Origin of the sequence: Eoetvoesiella sp., from assembly GCF_035555955.1 — a bacterium.
In the GTDB taxonomy this organism is placed as follows: domain Bacteria; phylum Pseudomonadota; class Gammaproteobacteria; order Burkholderiales; family Burkholderiaceae_B; genus Eoetvoesia.
Genome location: NZ_DATMGA010000016.1, coordinates 22937 through 49844, shown reverse-complemented (window position 1 = coordinate 49844; position 26908 = coordinate 22937). Strand labels below are relative to the sequence as shown.

Sequence of the window (26908 nt, the reverse complement as noted above, 5' to 3'; positions counted from 1 at the left end):
TATTAACGCCGCGCACGCCCGCCCGGCCGAATGGATGCCTTTCATGCCAGAACGTCGAACCATCGCAACGCTGCCTGACCTGCTGATCAGCCAGATAGCGGCCGGCGAAGTCATCGAGCGGCCCGCTTCGGTATTGAAGGAAATACTGGAAAACGCCATCGATGCGGGAGCCCGCGCCATCGAAGTGCGCCTGGACGGCGGCGGCATCCGCCGCATTGCCGTCACCGACGACGGGTCGGGCATCCCCCGCGAAGAACTGCACCTGGCCATCACACGCCACGCCACCAGCAAAATCCATACGCTGGACGATCTGGAGTCCGTCGCGTCCATGGGGTTTCGCGGCGAAGCCCTGGCATCCATTGCATCGGTCGCGCAATTGAGCATCGTCTCGCGCACCGACGACGCGCCGCACGCCTGGCAACTGCGGGCGGAAAACGGCGCGCAGCCCGTGGCGGCCTCGGGCCCCATAGGCACGACCGTCGAGGTGCGGCAGTTGTTCGACGACGTGCCGGCACGCCGCAAGTTCCTGCGCACCGAAGCCACCGAGTACGGCCATTGCGCCGATGCGCTGGAACGCATCGCGCTTGCCCACCCAGGCGTCGGCTTCCGCCTGTTCCATAACGACAAGCCGCAGCGCCACTGGCGCGCCAGCGATGTTTTCCAGCGCATCCTCGACGTGCTGGGCGCCGAGTTCGTCGGCCAGGCCATCCGCGTGCAGAGGGAGCACGGCCTCATCGCCCTGCAGGGCATGATCACCCGCCCCACCTACGCGCGGGCGCGCGCCGACCAGCAATACCTTTACGTCAATGGCCGCTACGTCAAGGACAGAACCGTGGCCCATGCCATCCGCCAGGCCTATGCCGACGTGCTGCACGGCGACAGGCAGCCCGCCTACGTCCTGTTCCTGTCCATCGACCCGGCCATGGTCGACGTCAACGTGCACCCGGCCAAGCACGAAGTGCGCTTTCGCGATAGCGGGGCCATACACCGCTTCGTCGGCCAGACGCTTGGAGAGGCGCTGGCCCTGGCCGGAGGGCAGGCCATGGCAGGCGGCGCGGCACCTGAACAGCCCGGCGACACAAGTCCCGAAACGCCCGGCGCCGCGGCGCCGTCCACAGCTCCAGGCGCATTGCCCGCCGCCTACCCGACGCCTTCGCAACCCTATAGGCCAGCCACCGCATGGCAGCCGAACCAAAACCAGCAGGCGTTCAATCTGCGCGAAACCATGCCGGGCGAACCTCAAAACTGGCAGACCCTGTACAGACCGCTGGAAAACGCCGTTACAGGCGCGCCTCCCGCCCCTTCCGCAACAGCCGCGCAAGCTGGCGAGTTCCCGCTGGGCATGGCGCTGGGCCAGTTGCACGGCATCTACATCCTGGCCCAGAACCAGGCCGGCCTGGTTCTGGTCGACATGCATGCCGCCCACGAGCGGGTCGTCTACGAACAACTGAAGCTCGCCATGGACGCCCGCGAACTGCCACGCCAGGAACTGCTGGTGCCGGTCGTGTTCAGCACCAGCGAAAAAGAAATCGCGCTGGTCGAAGAATACGAGGACGTCCTGGCCGAACTAGGCCTGGCCCTGAAACCCGCCGGCCCCGCATCCCTGATGGTGCGGGCGGTGCCCGCGCTGCTGGCCGGCGGCGACATCGAGTCGCTGGCGCGCGGCGTGCTGCGCGACCTGGCCAGCGTGGGCACCTCGCCCCGGCTTACCGAGCAACGCAACGAACTTCTGTCCACCATGGCCTGCCATGGCTCGGTGCGGGCCAACCGCCGCCTGACCCTGGACGAAATGAACGCGCTGCTGCGCAAGATGGAGCGCACCGAACGCGCCGATCAATGCAATCACGGACGGCCGACCTGGGTTCAATGGAAGCTGGGCGATCTGGACAAGCTGTTCCTGCGCGGCCAATGAGCATTCCCGTCATCTGCCTGGCCGGCCCCACCGCCGCCGGCAAAAGCGCAGCCACGCTGGCGCTGGCCGCGCGCTGGCCAATAGAAGTCATCAACGTCGACTCGGCCACCATCTACCGCGGCATGGACATCGGCACGGCCAAACCCTCGGCGCAGGAACGGCGGCAAGTGCCGCAGCATCTGCTGGACATCCGCGATCCGGCCGAAAGCTATTCGGCCGCCGAGTTCCGCCAGGACGCCATGCAGCTTATAGGGCAAATCATCCAGCGCGGCCGCCTGCCCCTGCTATGCGGCGGCACCATGCTGTATTACAAGGCGCTTCGGGAAGGGCTGAACGACCTGCCCCAGGCCGACGCCGCCATCCGCGCCCAGATCGAACTTGAAGCGGCTCAATCAGGCTGGCCCGAAATGCACCGGCAACTGGCCGCATTCGACCCCGCCACCGCCGCCCGGCTCTCGCCCAATGACAGCCAGCGCATCCAGCGCGCCATCGAAATCCACCGCGCGACGGGGCAAACCATGTCACAGTTGCTGGCCGCCGAACGCCCCACCGACGACTCGCCTTACGAATACAAGACCATCAGCCTGGAACCGTCCGATCGCGCTGTCCTGCATGCGCGCATCGCGCAGCGCTACCGGCAGATGCTGGGCATGGGCCTGGTCGACGAGGTGCGTGCGCTGCATGCGCGGCCCGACCTGCACGCCGGCCTGCCTTCGGTGCGGTGCGTGGGCTACCGGCAGATATGGTCTTACCTGAGCGGGGAATGCAGCCTGGAACAAGCTGTGGAACAAGCCATCGCCGCGACCCGCCAACTGGCCAAACGCCAGTTGACCTGGCTGCGCGCGCAGCCCGACCGCACGATCGTCGACTGCCTTGCCCCCGACGCCGCCGGCCAGGTGGCCGAGCACGCCGCACGTATCTGGGCGCGCTGACGCACGCCGCCGGAAACCGCTTAAACCACCACGGTCTGGGCCATGCCGGCCTCTTGCGGGACAATGGCGCCCAGGTTGTAAACCTGCTCGCCGCAAGCGGCCAGTGTGGCGGAAACCGCCTGAGCCTTGCCGGCCGGAACCACGATGACCATGCCGATGCCGCAGTTGAACACACGATGCATTTCCGAATCAGCCACGCCGCCGTTTTCTTGCAGCCACTGGAACAGCTTGGGCATGGCCCAGGCATCGCGCTGCAGGCGGGCGGCAAGCCCGGGCTGCAAGATGCGCGGAACATTGTCGAGCAGGCCGCCGCCGGTTATGTGCGCCAGGCCTTTGAGGGCCGGGCCGTGCTCGGCCAGGGCGGCCAGCACGGATTTCACATAAATGCGGGTAGGCTCCATGACCACGTCGGCCAAGGGCCGGCCATCGAAGTCTTGGTCAGGCCTGGCGCCGGCCTGCTCCAGGATTTTGCGCAACAACGAAAAGCCGTTGGAATGCGCACCGCTGGAAGCCAGGCCCAGGACCACGTCGCCGGCCTCGATGGATTTGCCGTCGATGATCTGCGATTTTTCGACCGCACCCACGGCAAAGCCGGCCAGATCGTATTCACCATCGGGATACATGCCGGGCATTTCGGCGGTCTCGCCGCCGATGAGCGCGCAATTGGACAGCTCGCAGCCCTTGGCGATGCCGCCCACCACACTGGCCGCCGTATCGACGGACAGCTTGCCGCAGGCGAAATAATCGAGGAAGAACAAGGGCTCGGCGCCCTGCACCAGGATATCGTTGACGCTCATGGCCACCAGATCGATGCCGACGGTGTCGTGGCGCTGCCATTCGAACGCCAGGCGCAGCTTGGTGCCCACGCCGTCGGTGCCCGACACCAGAACCGGCTCGCTGAAGCGCTTGGGCACCTCGAACAGCGCGCCGAACCCGCCGATGCCGGCCATGACCCCCGCGCGCATGGTTTTTGCGGCCAAGGGCTTGATGCGGTCGACCAGCGCTTCGCCGGCATCGATATCGACTCCCGCATCGCGATAGGTCAGGGGGGCGGATTGTTTGATTGTCATGAGAAAAGCCGTGGGATATGTAAGAATTGCAGGTTGAATAGAATACGGGTGTGGCGTTTGGCCAGGCCGGGAGCGGCAACGGGCTCTTCGGCACGACACGGCGCCGCTTGGCAAGCAACGCACCCGGCGCATTTTACGCATTTTACCGCCTTCAATGACCCAGCAACTAATCCTCGACCTTCTTCCTGCGCCTGCGCCGACACTGGACAATTTCGTCGTGGGCGAAAACGGCGTGGCCATCGATGCGCTGCGCCAGTTGCGGCCGGGGCGGGCCATCTACCTCTGGGGCGCTTCCGGAGCCGGGCGCTCGCACCTGCTGCGGGCGCTGGCGTCGGCCCCCTTGGCCCGGTATTTCGATGCGCAAAGCAGCGCCGCCGACATCCGCGGCATGGCCAGCGCCGAAACCATGCCATGCCGGCTGATCGCGGTAGACGACATCCATCGGCTGGACGAGGAAGCGCAGGCCGCGCTGTTTGCCCTGTACAATCGTTGGCGGGAAACTTCCGCCGGCGAACAGGCGTTTGCCTTGCTTGGCTCCGGTGACCGCTCGCCGCGGGCCATGCCCCTGCGCGAGGACCTGCGCACCCGCCTGGGCTGGGATCTGGTTTTCGGGCTCGAGCAACTGTCCGACGACGACCGCGCCCAGGCCCTGCGCACCCAGGCCGCCGAGCGCGGGCTGCAATTCTCGCCCGAAGTCATCGGCTGGATTCTTACCCACTATGCGCGCGACATGGGCCGGCTTAGCGCCCTGGTCGACGCGCTGGACCGCTATTCGCTTGAAAAACACAGGGCCATCACCCTGCCCCTTTTAAAAGACCTGCTGGCCTCGAGCCGGCCTCCGAAAGAAAGCTAACACCCTATGACCGCCGCAACACGCCTGGCCTTGTTCGACCTGGATCACACCCTGCTGCCGATGGACAGCGATTACCAATGGGCCGACTGGCTGGCGCGCACCGGCCGCGCCGGCGACCCCCAGGAGGCCCAGCGCCGCAACAACGAGCTCATGGAGCGCTACAACGCCGGCAACCTTACCGCCGAACAGGCCGCCGAATTCATGCTCGGCCTGCTTGCCCGCGCCGACAGCGCCACCTTGGCCGAATGGCACGAACAGTTCATGCATGAAGTCGTCCGCCCCAATATTCTTCCCGTAGCGCAGGAACTGGTGCAACGGCATCTGGAACAAGGCGACCTGTGCGCCGTCGTCACGGCCACCAACGAATTCGTCACCGCGCCCATCGCCCGCGCCTTCGGCATACCGCACCTTATCGCCACCGTGCCCGAGTACCGCAACGGCCGCTATACTGGCGCCATCCAGGGCATTCCCAGCTTCAAGGAAGGCAAGGTCGTACGCGTGCAGAACTGGCTGTCCAGCCTGAACCTGGCCCTGGACGATTTCGAGCAGTCCCGCTTCTACAGCGATTCGCCCAACGACATCCCCCTCATGGAAGCCGTAACCCATCCGGTCGCCACCAACCCCAGCCCGTCCCTGCGCCGGTTCGCCCAGGAAAAGGGCTGGCCCATCCTTGAGATTTTCAAGGACATGCAAGATGCAAAGTCTTAAAATACCCTCATGCTAACGTCAACAATAAAAAAATTCGTCAATCGGCTTTTCACCCCGCCCGCGGGCGGGCCCGAACGTTTCTCGCGGGAACAGCACGGCATCGATCGCCGCAACGTTTCGCGGCACGCCATCAAGGTGTGCGAAGTCCTTCACCAGCACGGCTTCGACGCCTACATCGTCGGCGGGGCGGTGCGCGACCTCATCGTGGGCCTGGAGCCCAAGGATTTCGACGTCGCCACCAACGCCACGCCCAACCAGATCCGCCCGCTGTTCCGCCGCGCGCGCATCATCGGCCGGCGCTTCCAGCTGGTACACGTGGTGTTCGGCCAGGAAATCATCGAGACCTCCACCTTCCGCGCACCGGCCTCCGACGACCAGGAAACCGACGAGCACGGGCGCATATTGCGCGACAACCTCTTCGGCACCCACGAACAGGACGCGGCGCGGCGCGACTTCACGCTGAACGCACTGTACTACGACCCGATCAAGGAGGAAGTCCTCGACTTCCACAAAGGGGTGGCCGACCTCAAGAAGCGCGTGGTCCGCATGATCGGCGACCCCGCCACCCGATATCGCGAAGATCCCGTGCGCATGCTGCGCGCCGTGCGGTTCGCCGCCAAGCTCAACGCCACCATCGACCCGGCCACCCGCCAACCCATACAAAGCCTGGCCGAACTCATCAAGAACGTGCCCTCGTCGCGCCTGTTCGACGAAATGCTCAAGCTGCTTACCTGCGGCCACGCCATGGACTGCCTGCAGCGGCTGCGCTCGGTGGGCCTGCACAAGGGCCTGTTGCCCCTCATCGACATCATCTTCGAGGAAAACGGCGGCCGGCAATTCGTGGAACTGGCGCTGGAACGCACCGACGCCCGCGTGCGCTCGGGCAAGACCGTCAGCCCCAGCTTCCTGTTCGCGGCCCTGCTCTGGAAGCTGGTCGACAAACGCCAGCAGGCTCTCGCGGCAAAAGGCGAGCCGCCGATGCAGGCGCTCATGCAGGCCGCCGACGACATCATCGAGGGGCAGACCAAAACACTGGCCATACAGCGGCGCTACCAGGCCGACATGCGCGAAATCTGGTTCATGCAGCCGCGCTTCGAACGCGCCACGCCCAAGGGCATGTGGCGCATGCTCGACCACCCCCGTTTCCGCGCCGCGGTGGACTTCCTGCAGTTGCGCGCCGAAGCCCGCGAAGTCGACAGCGTGCAGGCGCAGTGGTGGATGGACCTGGCCAATGCCGACAATGCCGATCGCACCGAAATGATCGATGCCTGGCAGCGCGACAACAAAGGCGGGGCGGCATCGAACAAGCCGCGCAGGCGCCGCCGTCCGCGCCGCAATCCGGCCAGCCGGGCGCCCGCGCCCCCCGCCGAATAAACCTTCCATGGCGCTTGCCTACATCGGCCTGGGCGCGAACCTGGGCGAAGCGCAAGCCACGTTGCGGCAGGCCGCGCGCGAGCTGGCCGGCACGCCCGGCATCGACGGCTTGCGGCTTTCGCCGTTCTACCGGACGGCGCCCATCGACTCCAGCGGCCCCGACTACGTCAATGCCGTAGCCAGCGTGCAAACCGGGCTGGCGCCCCTGGCGCTGCTCGACGTGCTGCAGCAAATCGAGCAGGCGCACGGCCGCATGCGCCCCTACCGCAACGCGCCACGCACCCTGGATCTGGATTTGCTGCTGTACGGCGACCTGGCCATCGACACGCCAAGACTGGTCGTGCCGCATCCTCGCATGCACGAGCGTGCATTTGTTCTGCAACCACTTGGAGATCTTGCGCCCGGCCTGCGGCTGGCGCAGGGCTCCGTGGACGACTTGCTGGCGCAATGCGCCGGCCAGGGCCTGCAGCGCCTGCCCTGACCTTGCTTTACATGGAAACGGCTAAACCGGCATGATCGCGATCTCGGCGATACGGGCCTTCCACTCGCGCGGACCGGTGTCGTGCACCGAGGTTCCGGTGGAATCCACCGCCACGGTAACCGGCATGTCCTTGACGTCGAACTCGTAGATGGCTTCCATGCCCAGGTCCTCGAAGCCCACGACCTTGGCGCCGCGTATGGCCTTGGAAACCAGGTAGGCCGAACCGCCCACGGCCATGAGATAGGCCGAACCGTGCTTGCGGATGGACTCGATGGCGACGGGGCCGCGCTCGGCCTTGCCGATCATGGAGATCAGGCCGGTCTTTTCCAGCATCATGTCGGTGAACTTGTCCATGCGCGTCGCCGTGGTGGGGCCTGCCGGGCCCACCACTTCGTCGCGGACGGGATCCACCGGGCCGACGTAATAAATGACACGGTTGCGGAAGTCGACCGGCAGCGGCTCGCCGCGCTCGAGCATTTCCTGGATGCGCTTGTGCGCCGCGTCGCGGCCGGTAAGCATCTTGCCCGACAGCAGCAAGGTCTGGCCCGGCTTCCAGCTGGCCACCTGCTCTTTGGTCAGCGTGTTCAGGTCGACCTGCAGCGACTTGTTGTAATCGGGCGCCCAATTTACATCGGGCCAGTCCGACAAGGAAGGCGGCGTCAGCACCGCCGGGCCCGAGCCGTCGAGCACGAAATGCACATGGCGCGTCGCGGCACAATTGGGGATCATGGCCACCGGCTTGGAGGCCGCGTGCGTCGGGAAGGTCTTGATCTTGACATCCAGCACGGTGGTAAGGCCGCCCAGACCCTGCGCGCCGATGCCCAGCGCGTTGACCTTTTCGTAGAGCTCGATGCGCAGCTCTTCCAACTTGTTCTGCGGACCTCGCTGCAGCAGCTCGTACATGTCGATGTCGTCCATCAGCGACTGCTTGGCCATCAGCATGGCTTTTTCAGCCGTGCCGCCCACGCCGATGCCCAACATGCCCGGCGGACACCAGCCGGCGCCCATGACGGGCACCGTCTTGAGCACCCAGTCGACCAGCGAATCGCTGGGATTGAGCATGGCGAACTTGGACTTGTTTTCGGAGCCGCCGCCCTTGGCCGCAACCTGCACGTCGACCGAGCTGCCTTCCACCAGTTCGACGTTCACGATACAGGGGGTGTTGTCGCGCGTGTTCTTGCGCGTGAACAGCGGGTCGTTCAGCACCGAGGCGCGCAGCGGATTGTCGGGGTTGGTATAGCCCTGGCGCACGCCTTCGTCACAGAGCTCCTGCAGGCTGCGCTGGGTGTCCAGGCGCACGTTCATGCCGATCTTCAGGAAGACGTTGACGATGCCGGTGTCCTGGCAAATGGGCCGATGGCCTTCGGCGCACATGCGCGAATTGGTGAGGATCTGGGCAATGGCGTCCTTGGCCGCCGGACTTTGCTCGCGCTGGTAGGCGCGGGCCAGATGCTGGATGTAGTCGGCGGGATGATAGAAGCTGATGAATTGCACCGCGTCCGCAATGGACTGGATCAAATCGTTTTCTTTGATGATCGTTGTCATGACACTTTGATTGAAAAATAAAAAAATTTGTCCGGCGGCAGCGCTTGCCTTGCCGGACCATGACTTGCTGCGCCCGGTTTCGCTCCGGGGGAAATCTACTTGCCCTGCCAGACCGGCTTGCGTTTTTCGGCGAACGCCGTGGCGCCCTCTTTGGCGTCGGCCGAAGCGAAGATGTGCGCCACGCGCGGACGCTGCAGGTCGAACATGTCGGCCTGGCGCCAGTCTTTGGCTTCGTTGACGATTTTCTTGGCGGTCTGCACCGCCAGCGGGCCGTTGGCCGCAATGATGCGACCCAGGGCCAAAGCACCTTCCAGGGCCTGCCCCGGCTCGGTCAGGCGATTGACCAGGCCATGGTCGTAGGCTCGCTGGGCGGGCAGCATTTCGCCGGTCAGTATGGCCTCCATGGCAATATGGTAGGGAATGCGCTGGGGCAGGCGCAGCATGCCGCCCGAGCTGGCGACCAGGCCGCGCTTGGTTTCGGGCAGGCCGAAATTGGCGTTGTTGGCCGCGACGATCAGGTCGCAGGCCAGGGCCAGTTCACAGCCCCCCGCCAGGGCGTAACCTTCGACGGCGGCGATGAGCGGCTTTTTGGGCGCCTGTTCGCACAGGCCGCCAAAACCGCGCCCCGCCACCAGCGGCCGCTGGCCGGTCGCCGCGAACGCTTTCAGGTCCATGCCCGACGAAAACGTGCCGCCCGCCCCCATCAGGATGCCCAGCGCCACATCGTCGCGGGCGTCCAGATCCTCGAACGCCCGCGCCATTTCGTGCGCCGTTTCGTAATTGATGGCATTGCGTGCCTCAGGACGATTGATCGTGATGACCATCACACGATCGACGACATCCACCTTTACCAGATCTGACATGAATCCATCCCCTCGAATCGAAGCGCCACGCGCTGTACCATGAAAAAAATTGAACCTTAAACCTATTATGATACGACCAATCCGCCCCCTCCTGAAAATCGCGCGAACTGCCCGCGGCCATCGCTTGCGCCGAAGCACGGTAAAATCCTAGTCTTTGCGGTCACTCGCTTCACTGGCTTTCGCTCATGCTTACTTTTCAGCAAATTATTCTGACGCTCCAGCAATACTGGGACAAACAGGGTTGCGCCCTTCTTCAGCCCTACGACATGGAAGTGGGCGCCGGAACCTCGCACACCGCCACGTTCCTGCGTGCCATCGGCCCCGAGCCCTGGCGCGCCGCCTACGTCCAGCCCTCGCGCCGCCCCAAGGACGGCCGCTACGGCGAAAACCCCAACCGGCTGCAGCACTACTACCAATTCCAGGTCGTGCTCAAGCCCGCCCCCCCCGAAATCCTCGATCTCTACATCGATTCATTGAAAGCGCTGGGCATCGACCCGCAACAGCACGATATCCGCTTCGTCGAAGACGACTGGGAAAACCCCACCCTGGGCGCCTGGGGCCTGGGCTGGGAGGTCTGGCTCAACGGCATGGAGGTCACGCAGTTCACCTACTTCCAGCAGGTTGGCGGCCTGGACTGCACCCCCGCCACCGGCGAAATCACCTATGGCCTGGAACGCCTGGCCATGTACCTGCAGGGCGTGGAAAGCGTCTACGACCTGGTCTGGACCGAAGGCGCCAACGGGCAGCGCGTGCTGTACCGCGACGTCTTCCACCAGAACGAAGTGGAGCAATCCACCTACAACTTCGAATACGCATCCACGGCGATGCTGGTGTCCCATTTCAACGACTACGAGGCTGAAGCGTCGCGCCTCATCGAGGTTCCTTTGGCGCTGCCCGCCTACGAGGCAACGCTCAAGGCGGCCCACACCTTCAACCTGCTGGATGCACGCGGCGCCATCAGCGTCACCGAACGCGCCGCCTACATCGGCCGCATACGCAACCTGTCGCGCTCCGTCGCCCAGGCCTACTTTGACTCACGAGAAAAACTGGGCTTTCCCATGCTTGGCAATCGCCTCACCACGGAGGCCGCATAATGACCGCGGCGTCTTCCTCCCTTGAAACCCGCTCGCTGCTGGTCGAGCTGCTTACCGAAGAGCTCCCCCCCAAAGCGCTGAACAAGCTGGGCCAGGCTTTCGCCGAAGGCATACGCTTGGTGCTGGCCAAAAAGAATCTTCTGGGCGAAGGCAGCGTCGCTGCCGATTACGCCACGCCGCGACGCCTGGCCGTACATATCAGCCAGGTTCTGGGCCGGGCGCCCGAACAAAGCTACACCGAAAAACTCATGCCGGCATCGGTCGGCCTGACCGCCGACGGCCAGGCCACGCCCGCCCTGGCCAAGAAGCTCGCCGGCAAAGGCCTGGGACACCTGGGCGTGGACCAGCTCGTCCACGAATCCGACGGCAAGCAGGACTACCTGTACGCCAAAGGCACGGCCGCCGGCAGCACCCTGGCCGACGGGCTGCAAGAGGCGCTGGATCATGCCATTGCCTCCCTTCCCATTCCCAAGGTCATGCGCTACCAGCTGGCCGACGGCGTCACCAGCGTCAAGTTCGTGCGTCCCGCGCACCGGCTGGTTGCACTGTGGGGGAACGACGTCGTCGCCGTGCATACACTGGGCCTGGATGCGGACCGGCTCACGCAGGGCCACCGCTTCATGGCGCCCGCGCCCTTTGCCATCGAGCAAGCCGACGCCTACGCGCAGCAACTGCTGTCCACCGGCAAGGTCGTGGCCTCGTTCAACCAGCGCCGCCAGGCCATCGACGAGCAATTGCAGGCTCGCGCCCGGGAACTCGGCGCCACGCTGGGCAACGACCCGGCCGTCGAAGCCCTGCTCGATGAAGTCACCGCCCTGGTCGAGCACCCCACGGTATACGTCGGCCAATTCGACGAGCAGTTCCTGAGCGTGCCGCCGGAATGCCTGATCCTGACCATGCGGCTGAATCAAAAGTACTTCCCGCTGTTCGAGCCCGGCACCGACCGGCTCACGCACCGCTTCCTCATCGTCAGCAATATGCAGGTCGGCGATCCGTCCAACATCATCCACGGCAACGAGCGCGTGGTCCGGCCGCGCCTGGCCGATGCCCAGTTCTTTTTCGAGCAGGACCGCAAAACGCCCCTGGCCGCGCGCGTCGAGACCCTGGCCAACAGTGTCTACCACAACAAGCTGGGCTCGCAACTTGAGCGTGTGGCCCGCGTGCGGGAAATCGCCGGCTACCTGGCCGGCAAGCTCGACGCCGACGGTTCGCCGGCGGATCGCGCCGCCCTGCTGGCCAAGGCCGACCTGAACTCCAATATGGTCGCCGAGTTTCCCGAGCTGCAGGGCATCATGGGCGCCTACTATGCCCAGGCCGACGGCGAGGCCGACGAAGTCGTGCGCGCCCTGCGCGACCAATACCGCATCCGCATCGACGAGCCGGCCACGCAGGAAACCATCACGTCCATCATTCTGTTCATCGCGGAGCGCGTCGAAACCCTGGTCGGCATCTGGGGCATAGGCCTGGTTCCCACCGGCGAACGCGACCCCTTCGGCCTGCGCCGCGCCGCACTGGGCATCATCAGCGCCTTCGAGCAGCTTGGCGCAGGCGGCTACCTGGCCATACCGGACGCCGCGGGGCTGCACATACGCCCGCTCCTGGAGCAGGCGGCAGGCACGTTCGGCGCCCATCGCCTGGACTCCGAGACCGCGCCCGAAGTCCTGCACTTCATCTACGAACGCTACCGCAACCTGCTGGGCAACGACTACGACCGCAACGTCATCGACGCCGTGCTCGCCCTGCAGCCCCCGCTGCACGAAGTCCTGCCGCGCATACAGGCTTGCGCAAGCTTCGCCGTACGCCCCGAAGCGGCCAGCCTGGCCGCCGCCAACAAGCGCATCGCCAACCTGCTTAAAAAGGCCGACAGCGCCGTGGGCAAGGTCGACGCCGCCCGGCTCAGCGAGCCGGCCGAACAGGCGCTGGCGCAAACCATCGACAAGCTCAAGCCCCAGGCCGAGGTTCAATTCGCGCAAGGCAACTTCACCGACAGCCTGGCCACCTTGGCGCAAGCCCGTAGCGCCGTCGACGCATTCTTCGCCGACATCATGGTCATGGCCGAAGATCCGGCGGTGCGCGCCAACCGTCTGGCCCTGCTCAACGACCTGCACGGCGTCATGAACCGGATCGCGGACATTTCGAGGCTGGCCCAGTGAAACTCGTCATATTGGATCGCGACGGCGTCATCAATCACGACAGCAGCGCCTTCGTCAAAAGCCCCGACGAATGGGTCGCCCTGCCGGGCAGCCTGGAGGCCATCGCCCGCCTGTCCCAGGCGGGCTGGCGGGTCGTCGTCGCCAGCAACCAGTCGGGGTTGGCGCGAGGCCTGTTCAGCACCGAAACGCTCAACGCCATCCATGCCAAGATGCGCAGCGAACTGGCGCAGCTGGGCGGGCACATCGACTCCATCTTCCTGTGCCCGCACGGGCCGGACGACGGCTGCGCATGCCGCAAGCCCAAGCCCGGCATGTTCCTCGACATCGCGCACCGCTACGACATCGACCTGCAGAACGTGCCGGCCGTGGGAGACTCCCTGCGCGACCTGCAGGCGTCCGCCGAGGCGGGCTGCACCCCCTGGCTGGTCCTGACCGGCAATGGGCAGAAAACCTGGGATACCGGCGACCTTCCGGCCGGCACACAGGTCGGCGACAACCTGGCGGCCATCGTCGACCTATGGCTGGAAGCCTGAACCGTGGCCGCCATTCGATCTTTTTTCCTCACCCTGTTCCTGACCGTCACGGTCATTCCCTACGCCCTGGCCTGCGTGCTTTGGGCTCCCCTGCCGCTGCGCATCCGCTATCCCCTGACCACGGGCTGGGCCGCGCTGGCCATCTGGGCGGCCCGGGTCATCACCGGCATACGCTGGCAGGTCAAGGGCGCAGAGAACCTGCCCGACGGCCCCGCCATCGTGCTTGCCAAGCATCAATCGGCCTGGGAAACGCTGTTCCTTCCCATCTTCCTGCCCCGCGAAGCCTGTTTCATCTACAAACGCGAGCTGCATCGCATCCCTTTCTTCGGCTGGGGCCTGGCGCTGCTGCGCATGATTCCCATCGACCGCGCCAAAGGGCGCGATGCCTTCGAACAGGTCGTGCGCGTCGGCCAGCAGCGGCTGGACGAAGGCCGCTGGCCCGTGATTTTCCCCGAAGGCACCCGCATGCCCCCCGGCAAGACCGGGCGCTATAAAATGGGGGGCGCCCTGCTTGCCACCCGCACCGGCGCGGTGGTCATTCCCATCGCCCACAACGCGGGCGAATGCTGGCCACGCAACGCCTTCATCAAAAAGCCCGGCCTCGTCACCGTGTCCATCGGCCCGCCCATCGACAGCGCGGGTCTCAGCGCCGAAGCGCTGAACCGCAAAGTCCAGCAATGGATCGAAGACGAAATGCGCCGGCTGAACCCCGAACGCTATGAGTCCGGTTCAACAACTTGACCTTTTCGGCCCCGACGACGCCAGCCCGGGCCCGGCTGTTCCGCCGGCGCCGCCTGAGCGGCGCCCCGAAGCCATGGCGCCCATCGTCACAACCTGCCCGCCCGACCTGCCCGCCGGCGCCCGCTGGCGCGAGGTGCGCACCCCGGACCAGGTAATCGGCTTCGTGCTGCGGCGTTCGCGACGCAAAAGCATAGGACTGGTCGTCAATGACGACGGCCTGCAAATCACGGCGCCCGGCTGGGTAACCCTGTCGCAAATCGATGCCACCGTCGTGGAAAAATCGCGCTGGATACTCAAGAAGCTGCAGGTCCGGCAAGCGCGCCAGGAGCAGCTGGCCATGGCCGACACCCATTGGCAGGACGGAGGCACCATCCCCTACCTGGGCAAGAACATTGTCCTGCGCCTGGGCGAGGCTCCGCATGGACATCGCTTCGAAGGCCGGGCCTTCGCGCCCGAACAGGGCGACGCCCTGCTCCTGCCCCTGCCGCGCCAGGCCGACCACCACCGGGTGCGCGACAGCGCTCATGCCTGGCTGCAACTGCAGGCCAAGGACTGGTTTGGCCAGCGCCTGGAGCATTTCCAGCAAACCAGCCAGTTGCGGGCCAGGCGCTGGCGCCTGTCGTCGGCGGCCACGCGCTGGGGCTCGTGCAGCAGCGACGGCAACATCATGCTGAACTGGCGCCTGATTCATTTCGACCACGCCATCATCGACTACGTCATTGTGCACGAGATCGCCCACCTGAAAGAGCTGAACCACAGCAAGGACTTCTGGCGCGAAGTCGAGCGGATCCTGCCAGGCTTCGAGCAGGCCCGCAATGCCCTGCGCCAGCACGACCCGGCCACCCTGCCCCTCATCTAGCAGCACAAGCAACACAATCCCGCCCGCCGGCACATGGCGTATCATGGGGCCGTCCACGCCATGCGGCCAATCTTGCCGTAGGCATTACCAAGGAGGATTCAATGCGGCTTTTACACACCATGCTGCGCGTCGGCGACCTGGACCGCTCGCTCGCTTTCTACACCGATGTCCTGGGCATGCGGCAATTGCGCCGCAAGGATTTTCCCGAAGGCAGGTTTACGCTGGCCTTCGTCGGCTACCAGGAAGAAAGCGAAGGCGCCGTGCTCGAGCTGACCCACAATTGGGACACCTCGGAATACACGCTGGGCAATGCCTACGGCCATATCGCCCTGGAGGTCGATGACGCCTACGCCGCCTGTGAAAAGATCAAGCAAAAAGGCGGCAAGGTAACCCGCGAGGCGGGCCCCATGAAGCACGGCACCACCGTCATCGCCTTTGTGGCCGATCCCGACGGCTACCAGATCGAGCTGATACAGCGCGGCTCGCGCGCCGACTAGTACAAGCACAGCGCCGGCCGCCGCGGTTCAGGCCGCGATGGCTGCACTCAGTGCTATTGCAGCGGCGCCTCGGGTTTTTGCCTGGGCTGCCGCGCAAAGGCATCCGGCGCGAAGTCGTCGACATTGATGACGGCGCGCACGGCGGTTTCGGCCTGCTCCAGCAATTGCGCCTGGTCGTCGGTAAGAACGCCCTTGGCGTGCGCCACCCGCCAATCCTTGACACCTCCGTGCCTGAGCCTGTCCTGCAATGGCTGCGCCTGCACGACCAGGTCGAAAGCCTGCTCAAGCTGGGCCACCGCCGCATGATTGCAACTGCTCCAGACCGAACCCACCAGACGGTCACGCGAATCGGAGGGCTCCAGCAGGATGTCGGCGCATAGCGCGGTGAGCTTGTCGGACGGCGGCTTGGCCTTCATGCCGGGGGGCTTCAGCAAGAACCGCAGCGCCACGGCCAGCCCGCGCGCGGGAAAATTGAACAGCACGTCGTCGATGCGCTTTTCGATGGTGAAGAACGACTGTTCGGCGCACCACCTCAGCAAAGGCAGGTCGGATTCGTGCCGCCCCTCGTCGTGCCAGCGCTTGAGCACCGCCGAAAGCAGGAAGAGCTCGGCGAGAATGTCGCCCAGCCTGGCCGACAGCATTTCCTTGCGCTTTAGCGAACCACCCAAGGTAAGCAGGGTAAGTTCCGAGATCAGCGAAAACGCCGCGGCATACCGGCCCAGCCGCCGGTAGTAAGGCGCCGCGAGCCCCGCCTCGGCGGGCGCGGCCGCGAACCTGGCGCCCGTCCAGGCCTGGCCCACGGCGCGCAAGGCGTTTTTTGCGCTATGCCCCAGATGCTTCCAGATGACGGCGTCGAAGGCGTCCTCGCCCGCCTGCTGGTCGCTGTCGCCCAGCGCCGTGACCTCTTGCATGAGGTAGGGGTGGGCGCGTATGGCGCCCTGTCCGAACACGATGAGATTGCGGGTGAGGATATTGGCGCCTTCCACGGTAATACCCACCGGCAGCGCGCGATACAAGCCGCCCAGGTAATTGCTGGGGCCGTCGATGACGGCCTTGCCCGCATGCACGTCCATGGCGTCGTTGATGGACTGGCGCATGCGCTCGGTGGCATGCAGCTTCATGATGGCCGATACCACCGAGGGCTTGTGGCCTTGATCCAGGCCGGCGCAGGTAAAGCGCCGGGCGGCTTCTACCAGGTAGGCGTTGGCGGCCATGCGTCCCAATTTTTCCTGGATGCCTTCGAACTTGCCGATGGGAATGCCGAACTGGGTGCGGACGCGCGCATAGGCGCCTGCCGTATGCGCGGCGAAAATGCAGGCCGCGGCGGAAAGGGATGGCAGGGAAATGCCCCGTCCCGCAGCCAGCGCGCTCATGAGCATGGGCCAGCCCTGGCCGGCTTTTTCCATGCCCCCGATCAGGGCGTCGAGCGGCACGAAGACATTCTCGCCCTGATTGGGCCCGTTCTGGAATGCCTGCATCGACGGCAGATGCCGACGCCCGATGGTAATGCCCGGCAGATTGGTGGGCACCAGCGCCACCGAAATGCCCAGCTCGTCGGTATCGCCGATGAGATGGTCGGGGTCGGACAACTTGAAAGCCAGACCCAGCACCGTGGCCACAGGACTCAGGGTGATGTAGCGCTTGTGCCAGTTGAGCCGGATGCCCAACTGTTCGACGCCGTCGACCATTTGCCTGCACACGACGCCGGTATCGGTCATGGAGGCGGCGTCGGAGCCCGCCTCGGGGCTGGTCAGGCCGAAGCTAGGAATCTCCTGGCCGCGGGCCAGGCGCGGCAGCCAATAGTCGCGCTGCGCCTGGGTGCCGAACTGCAGCAGCAACTCGCCGGGCCCCAGCGAATTGGGCACCATGACGGTTACCGCCGCGGTAACCGAGCGCACCGAAATACGGCTTACCACCTCGGAATGCGCATAGGCGGAAAAGCCCAGCCCGCCGTATTCGGGCGGGATGATCATGCCGAAAAAACCGTTGTCTTTCAGGAAGGCCCAGACTTCGGGAGGAAGATCGAAGCGGTTCCAGGAAATATCCCAGTCGTCGAGCATGGCGCACAATCGCGCAACCGGACCTTCGATAAAAGCCTGTTCCGTCTCCGACAGCCGCGCCGGCCGTATCTGCGCAAAAGCCTGCCAATCGGGCTGCCCCGAGAACAGCTGGGCATCCCACCAGACGTCGCCCGCATCGATGGCTTCTTTTTCCGTGGAGGACAAACGAGGCATGGCGACACGAGCCTTGCGGTACAAGGGTTCGGTCAGCCAGCTACGGCGCCAGGATCTCCAGTTCATGACTTTCCTTTCTGATACACGCGGCGATGCACGCTGCGTTTTCCCACAATGCCTTCCTGCAAAGCTTACCTCATTATCCGCCAGTTGACGGGCGCTTGAACAGCCTGGATGACGGCCCCGCCCGCGGCGACGCCACATTTAATGCGTGCCAGCGGCGGCAGACTCTGCGACAATTCCACAGCGTTCTCAATCACGGCATCCCAAGCCCAACCTTTCTTCATGCTCAATACGCTCTGGCTGGCTTTCTTTATTATCGCGGCGCTGTGCGGCCTGCACCAATGGCTGTTCCTGCACGATGCCGAGGTCTTCGCCCGCATCGTGCACAGCCTGTTCGACATGGCCGAGCTCTCGGTCAAGCTCATGGTGCTGCTCTTCGGCCTGCTGACGCTGTGGCTGGGTTTCCTGCGCATCGCCGAAGCGGCTGGCCTGATCAACGTTCTTGCCAGGCTGCTGAGTCCCGTGTTCCGCCGCCTCATGCCCGAAGTCCCAGCAGGCCATCCGGCGCTCGGGCTCATCACCCTGAACTTCGCCGCCAATGCGCTGGGCCTGGACAATGCGGCGACCCCCATCGGCCTGCGCGCCATGCATGCGCTGCAAAGCCTGAATCCCGACCCCAAGACAGCCACCAACGCGCAAATCCTTTTCCTGGTGCTGAACTCGTCGTCGCTGACTCTGCTGCCCGTCACCATCTTCATGTATCGGGCCCAGCAAGGCGCGGCGGATCCGGCCATGGTCTTCCTGCCAATTCTGCTGGCCACCACGGCGTCCTCGCTGGTCGGCCTGCTGGCCGTGGCTTTCGCCCAGCGCCTGAAGCTGCACGACCCGGTCGTGCTCGCGTGGGTGGGCGGCCTCATCCTCGCCATGGGCGCATTCATGGCGTTTCTCGCCACACTGACATCCAGCGCGATCAGCTCGCTGTCCTCGCTGTTGGGCAACCTTACCTTGTTCGGCATCATCATCGCCTTTCTCGCCGTCGGCGCCTGGAAGAAAATCCCGGTCTACGACTCCTTCATCGAAGGCGCCAAGGAAGGCTTCGACATCGCCAAGAACCTGTTGCCATACCTCGTGGCCATGCTGTGCGCCATCGGCGCCCTGCGCGCCTCGGGCGCCCTGGACCTTCTGCTGGACGCCATCCGCTGGGTCGTGCAGCTGGCGCATCTGGACACCCGCTTCATCGACGCCCTGCCCACTGCCCTGGTCAAGCCGTTCTCGGGCAGCGCCGCGCGCGCCCTCATGATAGAAACCATGCAGCATTATGGTGTGGACAGCTTTCCCGCCCTGCTCGCGGCTACCGTGCAAGGCAGCACGGAAACCACATTCTATGTCCTGGCGGTGTATTTCGGCGCGGTGGGGATACAGCGCACCCGCCACGCGGTAAGCTGCGCCCTGACCGCCGACATTGCCGGCGTGCTGGCCTCGATTGCCGTGTGCTACTGGTTCTTCGGCTAGGACCCGTTCAGCCTTTGACGACGCCTGCGGCGTACAGGCTGTCGGCCAGGTTCATGAATTGCGCCACCGACAGCTCTTCCGCGCGCGCTGTTTCCGGAATGCCCAGGCCCGCCCAATCGATGGCGCCGGCCCAGTCGGCCAACCCGCGGCGCAGCATCTTGCGACGCTGGGCGAACGATTTCGCCACCACCTGCTCGAATGCCGGGAAGCTGGCGGGCTTTTGCCGGTCTTCGGGCAAGGGCGTCATGCGCACCACTGCCGACACAACGCGCGGCGGCGGATCGAAGGCCTCGGGCGGCACATCGAACAGCTTGACCATGCGATAGCGGGATTGAAGCATGACGGACAGGCGGCTGTAGTCGGAGGACGAGGGCTTGGCCACCATGCGGTCGATCACTTCACGCTGCAGCATGAAGTGCTGGTCGATCACCCGGTCGGCGAACTGCACCAGATGGAACAGCAAGGGGCTGGAGATGTTGTAGGGCAGATTGCCGACCACGCGCAGCCCTTCGCCCAGTTTGGAAAAATCCACTTTCAGGACGTCGCCCTCCACGACGGCCAGGCGCTCGGGCGGATACTGGCGCCGCAGCCGTTCGGCCAGGTCCCGGTCGATTTCAATGACGGTAAGACGGTCCAGCGCCTGCAGCAGGGGCTGCGTAAGCGCCGACAGCCCCGGGCCGATCTCGACCATGTTCTGCGAAGCCGCCGGATTGATGGCCCGCACGATCGATTCCACCACACCTTCATCGACCAGGAAGTTCTGGCCGAAGCGCTTGCGGGCCTGATGCTGCGCCATGATGGCTTAACGCGGCTTGCGGTTGGCTTGCGGGTCGAGCCTGTTGTCGATGTAGGCCTGGCCGCGCAACTGGCTGATCCAATCCTCGAACGCCGGCTCCGCGCGGCGCTGGAACAGTATCTGGCGCGCCTGCATGCGCTTGTACTCGTCGGCCATGTCCTTGGTGCGGCGGTCTTCGACCTGTATCAAATGCCAGCCGTACTGGGTCTTTACCGGCTCGCTGATCTGGCCAGGCTGCAGCGCGTTCATGGCCTGCTCGAACGGCGGGACGGTCTGGCCCGGGTTCACCCAGCCCAGGTCGCCGCCCTGGGGCGCCGAGGCGTCCTCGGAATAGCGCTTGGCCAGGTCCTCGAATTTTTCGCCCATTTCCAGGCGCTGGCGCAGCCTTTCGAGTATGGCTTTCGCCTTGTCGTCGGACATGGCCTTGTTGACCTTGATCAGGATGTGGCGCACGTGCGTCTGCGTGACCATCATGGGGCCCTGGGTTTGCTGAGCGCCCTGCGGCTGCTGGGCGACCGGAGCGGCCTCGCCCTGTTCGGGGCCGCGCGCCAGCACCTTGAGGATGTGGAAACCGTTGCCGCTTTGAATGATGCCGCTGAGCTCCCCAACCTGAAGATTTTGCGTGGCCTGGATGAACAGATCGGGCCAGCCCTGCAACGGCCGCACGCCCAGGTCGCCGCCCTTCAGGGCCTGCGGGCCATCGGAGGACGCGGCCGCCGTGCTGGCGAAATCAGCGCCATGGCGCAGCTTGGCGAGAATCGCCTCGGCCTTTTGCCGTAGCTCTTGCACCTTGGCCGCGGATGCGCCCTCGGGCACGGCCACCAGAATCTGCCCCAGGCCCAGCGTCTGGCTTGCCACCTGCTGCGCCTGAAGGCCCGGCTGAGGCTGGCCACCTTGATGCTCCTCGTTCTTCAGGAACGCATCGACGTCGCTGTCCGAAATCGTGATGGTGTTGTCGACGGCTTTCTGTCGCAATTGATCGACCATCACTTCGTGGTGCAGGTTCTTGAGGTAGTCGTTCCAGGTGGCGCCCGATTTTTCGATTTCCTGGCGCAGGCGTTCGACCGAAATCTTGTTGCGCTGGGCGATGCTTTCGGCCGCGCGCTGAACCTGGGCCGCATCGACCTTGATGCCGCGCCGCTCCGCCTCCTGGCGCAGGAGCTCGTCGGTGATCATGCGCTGCAAGACCTGCTTGCGCAGCGTCTCGGGGTCGGGAGGCTCGATTTTCTGCAGCCGCAGCTGCGACTGCACGATGCCCACCTCGGCCTGCAACTGCCCCAATGTAATCACGTGCTTGTTGACGATTGCCGCAATCCCGTCGACGAACTGCTCCTTGGCCGGGGCCGTTTGCTGCTGCGCCGGCTGCGGCGCCTTCTTGGCCGCCCAGGCCGGCATCACCGCGCCCAAAGCCGGAACCATGGCCAATGCAAGCCATCGTTTCATATGCAGACTGCGCATTATTCATACCTCTCGAAGGTGGTTTTATTGGGTATTGGCGACGTAACGTTTTGATAGCCGGTAATCGACCGGCTCAGCAGGCCAAGCGGATCCGTGCCCAGCGACCCCAGACCGCCCAGTTGAAGCTGAAAGAATACCGCGGTATTGGTGTCCTGGAGCGAAACGGCATAGCGCTGGTACACGACCCGCGCCGTCCAGCAGCAATCGCCCCTGTACTCGAAGCCCAGGATCGATTGCGTCGAGCGCCTTTCCTGCAAAGAGTAATCGTAGCGTCCCAGGGCGAAAAGCTTGCGGGTCAGCGGCCATTGCGCGGTCAAGGAAACCTGTTCCGTGCTGTTGTCCACGTAATTCGCGTTGTTGACGATGGACGGATCGGTGATTTGGGCCGGGTCACGCTCGTAGCGGTACGTGGCCGCCAGGGTTGCCAGGCGCTTGGGCTGCCAGCGCAGCCCCGCCGTCATGCGGTTGCGGTTGTTGTTGTCGGGGTTGAACTGCGCATCGAACCGGGTGGTCAGCGTATCGGTCAGGGCGGCATTGACCCCTACGAGGTAATCCGATTTTTTATCCAGCCGCGGCGTCCCGTAGGGCAAGGTGACGTATTGATTCGCGAAATAGATGCGTTGGGCGGCCGAAAGCGAAAGCCGCTCGAAGCCGGTCGCCTCGTCCAGCCAGCGCGTGGTCAGGCCCAGCGTAACCTGATTGGCGTCGGCAATGCGGTCCCAGCCTCCGCTGAACAGGTTTTCGTCGAAAGCCTGCGAAAAATTGAAGGTGGAGACGGCCGTATCGTAGACGGGGATCTGCGACTGATCGCGATAGGGCACCCTCAGGTAATACACCCTGGGCTCCAGTGTCTGGATGGCGTCTTTGCCGAAGAACGACGTCTTGCGCTCGAACGTCATGCCCGAATCGACCGACATGATGGGTACGACGCGCGACTCCGACGTGCCGGGCTGGACGCCGGAGGGAAGCCCCAGCACGCTCTGGCCCCGGCCGAACCAGTCGGTGTTGTATTGGCTAAGATGAAGGCCCACCTTGGGGGTGAGATACCAGCCGGCCCGCACGATGGGATAGGAAATGGTGTTGTAGGAACTGAACCGCTCGCCGTTGGGCAGAATATGCACGCCGTTGTAGGCCTGGAACTGGCTTAAATTGCCGGTATACACGGGCGAAACGAAATGGGTGGCGTAATTGGTGGACGCCACGTCGAATCCGCCCCAGTCGTAGCGCGCGCCGCGCACGTACAGCTCGGGCAGCTTGTCGTAGGGAGGCGCCAGGTAGGCCGCGCCGCTGCTGGTGTCCTGCAAGGTCTGGTAGGTATAGGCCTGCACCGAAGCGTTCCAGTACTGTGAGCCGTTCCAGCCCAGGGTGGCCACGCGCGGCAGGTAATTGGTGGTGGCCTGGTTAAGCCCTATGACCGAGAAATCCCGGAAGTAGTCATCGTCCGAAACGGCGCTGACATCCACGTTGGCGTAAAAGCCGTTGCCGAAGGTTTGCTGGTGCTGCCACCAGTACATCCAGCGCTTTTCGTTGCTGAGCTTGTCGTTGTCGAGATAGGTGCCCGAAACCTGCCCGTTGTAGGTGCGGCCCAGATAACGGAATTCGGCGCCCAGTTGCGTGCCGCGCTTGGACATGTAGCGGGGCGTCAGCGTCAGGTCGTAGTTGGGCGCCAGGTTGAAGTAATACGGCAGGCTGACTTCGTAGCCGGCGTTGCTCGACCCGCCGTAGGTCGGCAGCAGAAAGCCCGACTTGCGTTCCTGGCGCAGCGGAAACGACAAATAAGGAGACGCCAGCAGCGGCACATGCTTGAAGTACAGCACCCCGTTGTGCGCCACGCCTTCGTTTTCGTCGATATGGAAGTCTACCCGTGGCGCCTTGATATACCAGGCTGGTTCCGGGCATGGGCAGCCCGAATACGTGACGTCGTTCAGCCGCATCTCGCTGCGGCTGAATATTTCGCCCTCGGAGGCCTTGCCCGTGCCGCCGCTGCCGCCCAGCCAGAAATCGGGGAACTTGACCGTGCCGGTTTCATGATCGATGTTGTAATCCATGGACGGCCCGCGCACGATGCTGCCCTCGCGCATGATCAGGCCGTTGCCGCGCACGCGCACCTGGCCGGTATCGCGCTGGTAGTCGATGTAGTCGCCCTTGACCACCGAATCGATGCGCCGGACCTGGGCCGAGCCCTTCAGCACGACCAGGCCGTCTTTTTCGGTTTCTATTTTCTCGGCCGACAGAAACGACGCGATATCGTTGTCGTCGATTCTGGAATGCAGGGTAAGGCTGGGCGAGGATTGCAATTGCGCAACCAAGGGGCTGGCGTCGGACGAGCCGGCGGCGGGCTCCTGGGCCCAGGCCGTCGCCATACCGCTTACCGCTAATAAAGTTGCCAGCCAGACCAGACGCACGAGTATTTTGTCCCCCAAAAACAGCCTATATTTTGGCACAGTTGCCGCAACAGACTTCATGGCAACCCGGTATTATAGAGAAGCTGGGCATTCTGCGGTTAACATTGCAATCTTTGCCACGACCTTCCTTCAACCCGCACGCATTTTCCAGCCACCATGGAATCCACCTCAAACCCTGGCGCCGATCCTCGGCTGACAACGCTGACACACTGGCTGACCGGCCTGGCCTCAAGGCACGGCCTGGATCTCGGCACGCTGCAGCCCGCTTCCAGCGACGCGAGCTTTCGCCGCTACTTCCGCCTGCAAGGCGCCCGCGGCACGGTCATCGTCATGGATGCCCCCCCCGAGCACGAAGATTGCCGGCCCTTTCTGCACGTTACCGGCCTGTTGAAGGACGTCGGCCTCAACGTGCCCGGCATACTGGAACAAGACGTCGAGCAAGGGCTGCTGCTGCTTACCGACCTGGGGCCGTCCACCTATTACCAAGCCATTCAAAAGGGGTTGGACGACACGGCGCTGCAAACGCTTTATCGCGACGCCATCCGCGCCCTGGTCGCCATGCAGCAGGCTCCGGCCGCGACACTGCCCGCCTACGATGCGAAGCGGCTCAAGCAGGAGCTGTCCTTGTTCCCCGAGTGGTACGCGCTGCGCCACTGCCAGGCGCAGCTCGACGGCCGCGAAACCGCCATGCTGGAAAAAACGTTCGAGACCCTGGTGCAGGACAACGCCAGGCAGCCCGTCGTGCTGGTGCACCGGGACTTCCACTCGCCCAACCTCATGGTGTGCGATCGCCCCGAATACGGCCCCAACCCCGGCGTCATCGACTACCAGGACGCCCTGGCCGGGCCGCTGACCTACGACATCGCCTCGCTGGTCATGGACGCCCGCACAACCTGGGAAGAGCCCCAGCAGCTGGATTGGGCCATTCGCTACTGGGAGGCGGCGCGCAGCGCCGGCCTGCCCATCGCGCCCGACTTTGCCGACTTCCATCGGGCTTACGAATGGATGAGCCTGCAGCGCAATCTGCGCATACTGGGCGTATTCGCCCGCCTGTCGCACCGCGATCACAAGCACCATTACCTGGATCACATGCCGCGCGTCAACGCCTACGTGCGCCAGGTCGCCTCCCGCTACGGCGTATTCACGCCCCTGCTGCGCCTGCTGGACAAGCTCGACAACCGCCAGGTGTCGGTGGGGTACACGTTCTGATGAAGGCCATGATACTGGCGGCGGGACGCGGCGAACGCATGCGCCCGCTTACCGACACAACGCCCAAACCCCTGTTGCAGGTTGGCGGCAAGCCCCTGATCGTCTGGCACATCGAACGCCTGGTCGCGGCGGGCATTACCGACATCGTCATCAACCATGCGTGGCTGGGGCAGCAAATCGAGCAGCGCCTGCAGGACGGCGCCCGCTTCGGAGCCCGCCTGGCCTATTCCCCCGAGACCCAGGCCCTGGAAACAGCCGGCGGCATCGCCCATGCCCTGCCGCTGCTCGGAGGCTCCCCCTTCCTGGTCATCAACGGCGACACCTGGTGCGACTGGAATCCCGCCAACGCCCGAGCCGCCGCCCGGCAATTGGCCGAACAAGGCAGGTCCGCCTGGCTGCTGCTGGCCGATAATCCGCCGCATAACCCAGCTGGCGACTTCCTTCTGCGCGATGCCACCGTCGCCGACGGCGCGGGCGCGCCGCCGCAGGAAACCCTTACCTTCACCGGCACGGCAGTTTATTCACCGCGGCTATTCCAGGGCGTGGATCCCGGCCGTCCCGCCCCGCTCGCGCCGCTGCTGCGCCAGGCCATGGCCGAACGCCAGGTCGTCGGCCAGCATTACAATGGCTGCTGGATCGACGTCGGCACGCCTCAGCGGCTGGCCGAACTGGACAAGCGCCTGCTAGAAAGCTGAACACCGGCAGGCGCCGCCGGCTCGGGAGCGCCAACCCTTTTCCGCGCCGCGCCGCTGCCGGCCCTCGGCGGGAAATGTATCAAAACCCGCCAGTCCGCAACGAAAGCCGTCCCCGGACGCCACGAACGCCGATTCCACGTTATGCTTTATAGTTTTTCGGATGCCGGCGGGTGTCAGAGGGCAGCGCAGCGTGGGGGCTTTTTCCCGGCCGGCACAGTGTCCGCACTACAGGATTTGCACAATGGCTTTATTCGGATCGTCCAAACACAATGTCTTCCAACCCACGCCGTATGGGTCGTCGCGCCGTCGCGGGCGCGTCCCGCGCTGGCTGGTTCTGATACTCACCGGCATCGTGCTGGGGGCCGGCGGCCTGCTGTTTCTGCAAAAAAGCTATGGGCCCGTGCGGCTGACGGCGGAACAATCCCTGCAACTGCAAAACGACCTGAACAGCGCAAACCTGGACAAGCAGCGGTTGCAGGCGCAGGTCGATTCGCAATCCGGCGCGATTACCGAAGGCAAGAGCACGCGCGACAGCCTGGCCGAACAGCTGAAACAGGCTCAGGAACAGATCGCCAAGCTCAAGAACAACATCGAGCCGCTGGTACAGGCCATCCCGCCGGATCCGCGCGGCACCAACCCCGGCATTCGCGCCGCGGACTTCATCAATAGCGACGGCCAGTTGAACTACAAGATCCTGGTCATGCAGGACAAGGAAGGCAATCCGCCCTTCCAGGGCAGCATGGAACTACGCATCGCCGGGTACTACCCCAACGGCAATGGCGCCACCATCAACACCGATCCCGTCAATGTTTCGGTGGACTATTACAGCCAGCTCACTGGCAGCGCCCCGCTGCCCAAGGCGTTTACGCCTCGGCAAGCCACCATCATCATCACTCAAGGCGACTCCAAGAAACCGGTGGCCACGCGCACCATACGGGTTCCGCGCTAGGCAAGCGCGCCGGGCGGGACACGCAGCGCGGC

General features: G+C 64.6%; 23 protein-coding genes. 16 read left to right on the top strand and 7 right to left on the bottom strand.

Annotation, left to right across the window (positions count from 1 at the left end; all coding sequences use genetic code 11):
• Positions 1–43: 43 nt before the first annotated feature.
• Both mutL and miaA read left to right on the top strand, forming a co-directional pair.
• Positions 44–1912: a DNA mismatch repair endonuclease MutL gene (mutL, locus tag VNT00_RS04695; RefSeq protein ID WP_325585019.1), complete on the top strand. Its 1869-nt coding sequence runs from the start codon at positions 44–46 to the stop codon at positions 1910–1912.
• Complete coding sequence (miaA, locus tag VNT00_RS04690) at positions 1909–2844, top strand: tRNA (adenosine(37)-N6)-dimethylallyltransferase MiaA (protein WP_325585017.1); 936 nt, start codon at positions 1909–1911, stop codon at positions 2842–2844. The genes mutL and miaA overlap by 4 nt, the downstream gene beginning before the upstream one ends.
• Positions 2845–2864: 20 nt before the next feature.
• On the opposite strand, the gene purM is transcribed toward miaA, so the two are convergent.
• On the bottom strand, positions 2865–3914 hold the full coding sequence (purM, locus tag VNT00_RS04685) for a phosphoribosylformylglycinamidine cyclo-ligase (protein ID WP_325585015.1): 1050 nt from the start codon (positions 3912–3914) through the stop codon (positions 2865–2867).
• Between the two features lie 154 nt (positions 3915–4068).
• Here purM and hda point away from each other — a divergent pair, with 154 nt between their 5' ends.
• The 4 genes from hda to VNT00_RS04665 are packed head-to-tail and all read left to right on the top strand — an operon-like array spanning position 4069 to position 7330.
• Positions 4069–4767 (top strand): DnaA regulatory inactivator Hda, encoded by a 699-nt coding sequence (hda, locus tag VNT00_RS04680; RefSeq protein WP_325585013.1) that lies wholly within the window; start codon positions 4069–4071, stop codon positions 4765–4767.
• Between the two features lie 6 nt (positions 4768–4773).
• On the top strand, positions 4774–5475 hold the full coding sequence (locus tag VNT00_RS04675; RefSeq protein ID WP_325585011.1) for an HAD family hydrolase: 702 nt from the start codon (positions 4774–4776) through the stop codon (positions 5473–5475).
• Between the two features lie 9 nt (positions 5476–5484).
• Entirely contained in the window at positions 5485–6849 is a 1365-nt protein-coding gene (gene pcnB, locus VNT00_RS04670) for a polynucleotide adenylyltransferase PcnB (protein ID WP_325585009.1), read from the top strand.
• 7 nt (positions 6850–6856) lie between these two features.
• The gene (locus tag VNT00_RS04665) at positions 6857–7330 is read left to right on the top strand and encodes a 2-amino-4-hydroxy-6-hydroxymethyldihydropteridine diphosphokinase (protein ID WP_325585007.1); all 474 of its coding nucleotides are present in this window, start codon (positions 6857–6859) and stop codon (positions 7328–7330) included.
• A gap of 21 nt (positions 7331–7351) precedes the next feature.
• On the opposite strand, the gene VNT00_RS04660 is transcribed toward VNT00_RS04665, so the two are convergent.
• Both VNT00_RS04660 and VNT00_RS04655 read right to left on the bottom strand, forming a co-directional pair.
• Positions 7352–8875, bottom strand: coding sequence for a fumarate hydratase (locus VNT00_RS04660; protein ID WP_325585005.1), 1524 nt, complete (start codon positions 8873–8875; stop codon positions 7352–7354).
• A gap of 95 nt (positions 8876–8970) precedes the next feature.
• Positions 8971–9738: a crotonase/enoyl-CoA hydratase family protein gene (locus tag VNT00_RS04655; RefSeq protein WP_325585003.1), complete on the bottom strand. Its 768-nt coding sequence runs from the start codon at positions 9736–9738 to the stop codon at positions 8971–8973.
• Between the two features lie 185 nt (positions 9739–9923).
• Between VNT00_RS04655 and glyQ the strand changes: the two genes are divergently transcribed.
• The 6 genes from glyQ to gloA all read left to right on the top strand — a co-directional run bounded on the left by glyQ (position 9924) and on the right by gloA (position 15615).
• Positions 9924–10832, top strand: coding sequence for a glycine--tRNA ligase subunit alpha (gene glyQ, locus VNT00_RS04650; protein ID WP_325585001.1), 909 nt, complete (start codon positions 9924–9926; stop codon positions 10830–10832).
• On the top strand, positions 10832–12985 hold the full coding sequence (glyS, locus tag VNT00_RS04645) for a glycine--tRNA ligase subunit beta (protein ID WP_325584999.1): 2154 nt from the start codon (positions 10832–10834) through the stop codon (positions 12983–12985). The genes glyQ and glyS overlap by 1 nt, the downstream gene beginning before the upstream one ends.
• Positions 12982–13518: a D-glycero-beta-D-manno-heptose 1,7-bisphosphate 7-phosphatase gene (gmhB, locus tag VNT00_RS04640; protein WP_325584997.1), complete on the top strand. Its 537-nt coding sequence runs from the start codon at positions 12982–12984 to the stop codon at positions 13516–13518. Before glyS ends, gmhB begins: the two co-directional genes overlap by 4 nt.
• Positions 13519–13521: 3 nt before the next feature.
• Positions 13522–14259, top strand: a complete 738-nt coding sequence (locus VNT00_RS04635) for a lysophospholipid acyltransferase family protein (RefSeq protein ID WP_325584995.1) — start codon at positions 13522–13524, stop codon at positions 14257–14259.
• Positions 14237–15118, top strand: a complete 882-nt coding sequence (locus VNT00_RS04630) for a M48 family metallopeptidase (protein ID WP_414650886.1) — start codon at positions 14237–14239, stop codon at positions 15116–15118. Before VNT00_RS04635 ends, VNT00_RS04630 begins: the two co-directional genes overlap by 23 nt.
• A gap of 101 nt (positions 15119–15219) precedes the next feature.
• The gene (gene gloA, locus VNT00_RS04625; RefSeq protein ID WP_325584993.1) at positions 15220–15615 is read left to right on the top strand and encodes a lactoylglutathione lyase; all 396 of its coding nucleotides are present in this window, start codon (positions 15220–15222) and stop codon (positions 15613–15615) included.
• 53 nt (positions 15616–15668) lie between these two features.
• Here the strand turns inward: gloA and VNT00_RS04620 are convergent, their stop codons facing one another.
• Positions 15669–17915 (bottom strand): acyl-CoA dehydrogenase, encoded by a 2247-nt coding sequence (locus VNT00_RS04620; protein WP_325584991.1) that lies wholly within the window; start codon positions 17913–17915, stop codon positions 15669–15671.
• Positions 17916–18134: 219 nt separating this feature from the next.
• Between VNT00_RS04620 and VNT00_RS04615 the strand changes: the two genes are divergently transcribed.
• Positions 18135–19364 (top strand): nucleoside recognition domain-containing protein, encoded by a 1230-nt coding sequence (locus VNT00_RS04615; RefSeq protein WP_325584989.1) that lies wholly within the window; start codon positions 18135–18137, stop codon positions 19362–19364.
• 7 nt (positions 19365–19371) lie between these two features.
• On the opposite strand, the gene rsmA is transcribed toward VNT00_RS04615, so the two are convergent.
• The 3 genes from rsmA to VNT00_RS04600 are packed head-to-tail and all read right to left on the bottom strand — an operon-like array spanning position 19372 to position 23981.
• A complete protein-coding gene (gene rsmA / locus VNT00_RS04610) occupies positions 19372–20160 on the bottom strand; it encodes a 16S rRNA (adenine(1518)-N(6)/adenine(1519)-N(6))-dimethyltransferase RsmA (protein ID WP_325584987.1) in 789 nt (262 codons plus the stop codon).
• A gap of 6 nt (positions 20161–20166) precedes the next feature.
• Positions 20167–21621 carry a peptidylprolyl isomerase gene (locus tag VNT00_RS04605; protein ID WP_325585355.1) on the bottom strand — a complete coding sequence of 485 codons (1455 nt, stop codon included), beginning with the start codon at positions 21619–21621 and terminating at the stop codon, positions 20167–20169.
• Complete coding sequence (locus VNT00_RS04600) at positions 21618–23981, bottom strand: LPS-assembly protein LptD (protein WP_325584985.1); 2364 nt, start codon at positions 23979–23981, stop codon at positions 21618–21620. Before VNT00_RS04600 ends, VNT00_RS04605 begins: the two co-directional genes overlap by 4 nt.
• Positions 23982–24179: 198 nt before the next feature.
• On the opposite strand from VNT00_RS04600, the gene VNT00_RS04595 reads away from it, so the two are divergent.
• The 3 genes from VNT00_RS04595 to VNT00_RS04585 all read left to right on the top strand — a co-directional run bounded on the left by VNT00_RS04595 (position 24180) and on the right by VNT00_RS04585 (position 26876).
• Positions 24180–25232, top strand: a complete 1053-nt coding sequence (locus tag VNT00_RS04595) for an aminoglycoside phosphotransferase family protein (protein ID WP_325584983.1) — start codon at positions 24180–24182, stop codon at positions 25230–25232.
• Positions 25232–25927 carry an N-acetylmuramate alpha-1-phosphate uridylyltransferase MurU gene (gene murU / locus VNT00_RS04590; RefSeq protein ID WP_325584981.1) on the top strand — a complete coding sequence of 232 codons (696 nt, stop codon included), beginning with the start codon at positions 25232–25234 and terminating at the stop codon, positions 25925–25927. The genes VNT00_RS04595 and murU overlap by 1 nt, the downstream gene beginning before the upstream one ends.
• Before the next feature lie 241 nt (positions 25928–26168).
• On the top strand, positions 26169–26876 hold the full coding sequence (locus VNT00_RS04585; protein WP_325584979.1) for a DUF6776 family protein: 708 nt from the start codon (positions 26169–26171) through the stop codon (positions 26874–26876).
• Positions 26877–26908: the final 32 nt, after the last annotated feature.

Bases quoted from the DNA above. Each gene is read 5' to 3' on its own strand.
- mutL (WP_325585019.1), top strand. From the start codon at position 44: ATGCCAGAACGTCGAACCATCGCAACGCTGCCTGACCTGCTGATCAGC.
- miaA (WP_325585017.1), top strand. From the start codon at position 1,909: ATGAGCATTCCCGTCATCTGCCTGGCCGGCCCCACCGCCGCCGGCAAA.
- purM (WP_325585015.1), bottom strand. From the start codon at position 3,914: ATGACAATCAAACAATCCGCCCCCCTGACCTATCGCGATGCGGGAGTC.
- hda (WP_325585013.1), top strand. From the start codon at position 4,069: ATGACCCAGCAACTAATCCTCGACCTTCTTCCTGCGCCTGCGCCGACA.
- VNT00_RS04675 (WP_325585011.1), top strand. From the start codon at position 4,774: ATGACCGCCGCAACACGCCTGGCCTTGTTCGACCTGGATCACACCCTG.
- pcnB (WP_325585009.1), top strand. From the start codon at position 5,485: ATGCTAACGTCAACAATAAAAAAATTCGTCAATCGGCTTTTCACCCCG.
- VNT00_RS04665 (WP_325585007.1), top strand. From the start codon at position 6,857: ATGGCGCTTGCCTACATCGGCCTGGGCGCGAACCTGGGCGAAGCGCAA.
- VNT00_RS04660 (WP_325585005.1), bottom strand. From the start codon at position 8,875: ATGACAACGATCATCAAAGAAAACGATTTGATCCAGTCCATTGCGGAC.
- VNT00_RS04655 (WP_325585003.1), bottom strand. From the start codon at position 9,738: ATGTCAGATCTGGTAAAGGTGGATGTCGTCGATCGTGTGATGGTCATC.
- glyQ (WP_325585001.1), top strand. From the start codon at position 9,924: ATGCTTACTTTTCAGCAAATTATTCTGACGCTCCAGCAATACTGGGAC.
- glyS (WP_325584999.1), top strand. From the start codon at position 10,832: ATGACCGCGGCGTCTTCCTCCCTTGAAACCCGCTCGCTGCTGGTCGAG.
- VNT00_RS04630 (WP_414650886.1), top strand. From the start codon at position 14,237: ATGAGTCCGGTTCAACAACTTGACCTTTTCGGCCCCGACGACGCCAGC.
- gloA (WP_325584993.1), top strand. From the start codon at position 15,220: ATGCGGCTTTTACACACCATGCTGCGCGTCGGCGACCTGGACCGCTCG.
- VNT00_RS04620 (WP_325584991.1), bottom strand. From the start codon at position 17,915: ATGAACTGGAGATCCTGGCGCCGTAGCTGGCTGACCGAACCCTTGTAC.
- VNT00_RS04615 (WP_325584989.1), top strand. From the start codon at position 18,135: ATGCTCAATACGCTCTGGCTGGCTTTCTTTATTATCGCGGCGCTGTGC.
- rsmA (WP_325584987.1), bottom strand. From the start codon at position 20,160: ATGGCGCAGCATCAGGCCCGCAAGCGCTTCGGCCAGAACTTCCTGGTC.
- VNT00_RS04600 (WP_325584985.1), bottom strand. From the start codon at position 23,981: ATGGCGACGGCCTGGGCCCAGGAGCCCGCCGCCGGCTCGTCCGACGCC.
- VNT00_RS04595 (WP_325584983.1), top strand. From the start codon at position 24,180: ATGGAATCCACCTCAAACCCTGGCGCCGATCCTCGGCTGACAACGCTG.
- murU (WP_325584981.1), top strand. From the start codon at position 25,232: ATGAAGGCCATGATACTGGCGGCGGGACGCGGCGAACGCATGCGCCCG.
- VNT00_RS04585 (WP_325584979.1), top strand. From the start codon at position 26,169: ATGGCTTTATTCGGATCGTCCAAACACAATGTCTTCCAACCCACGCCG.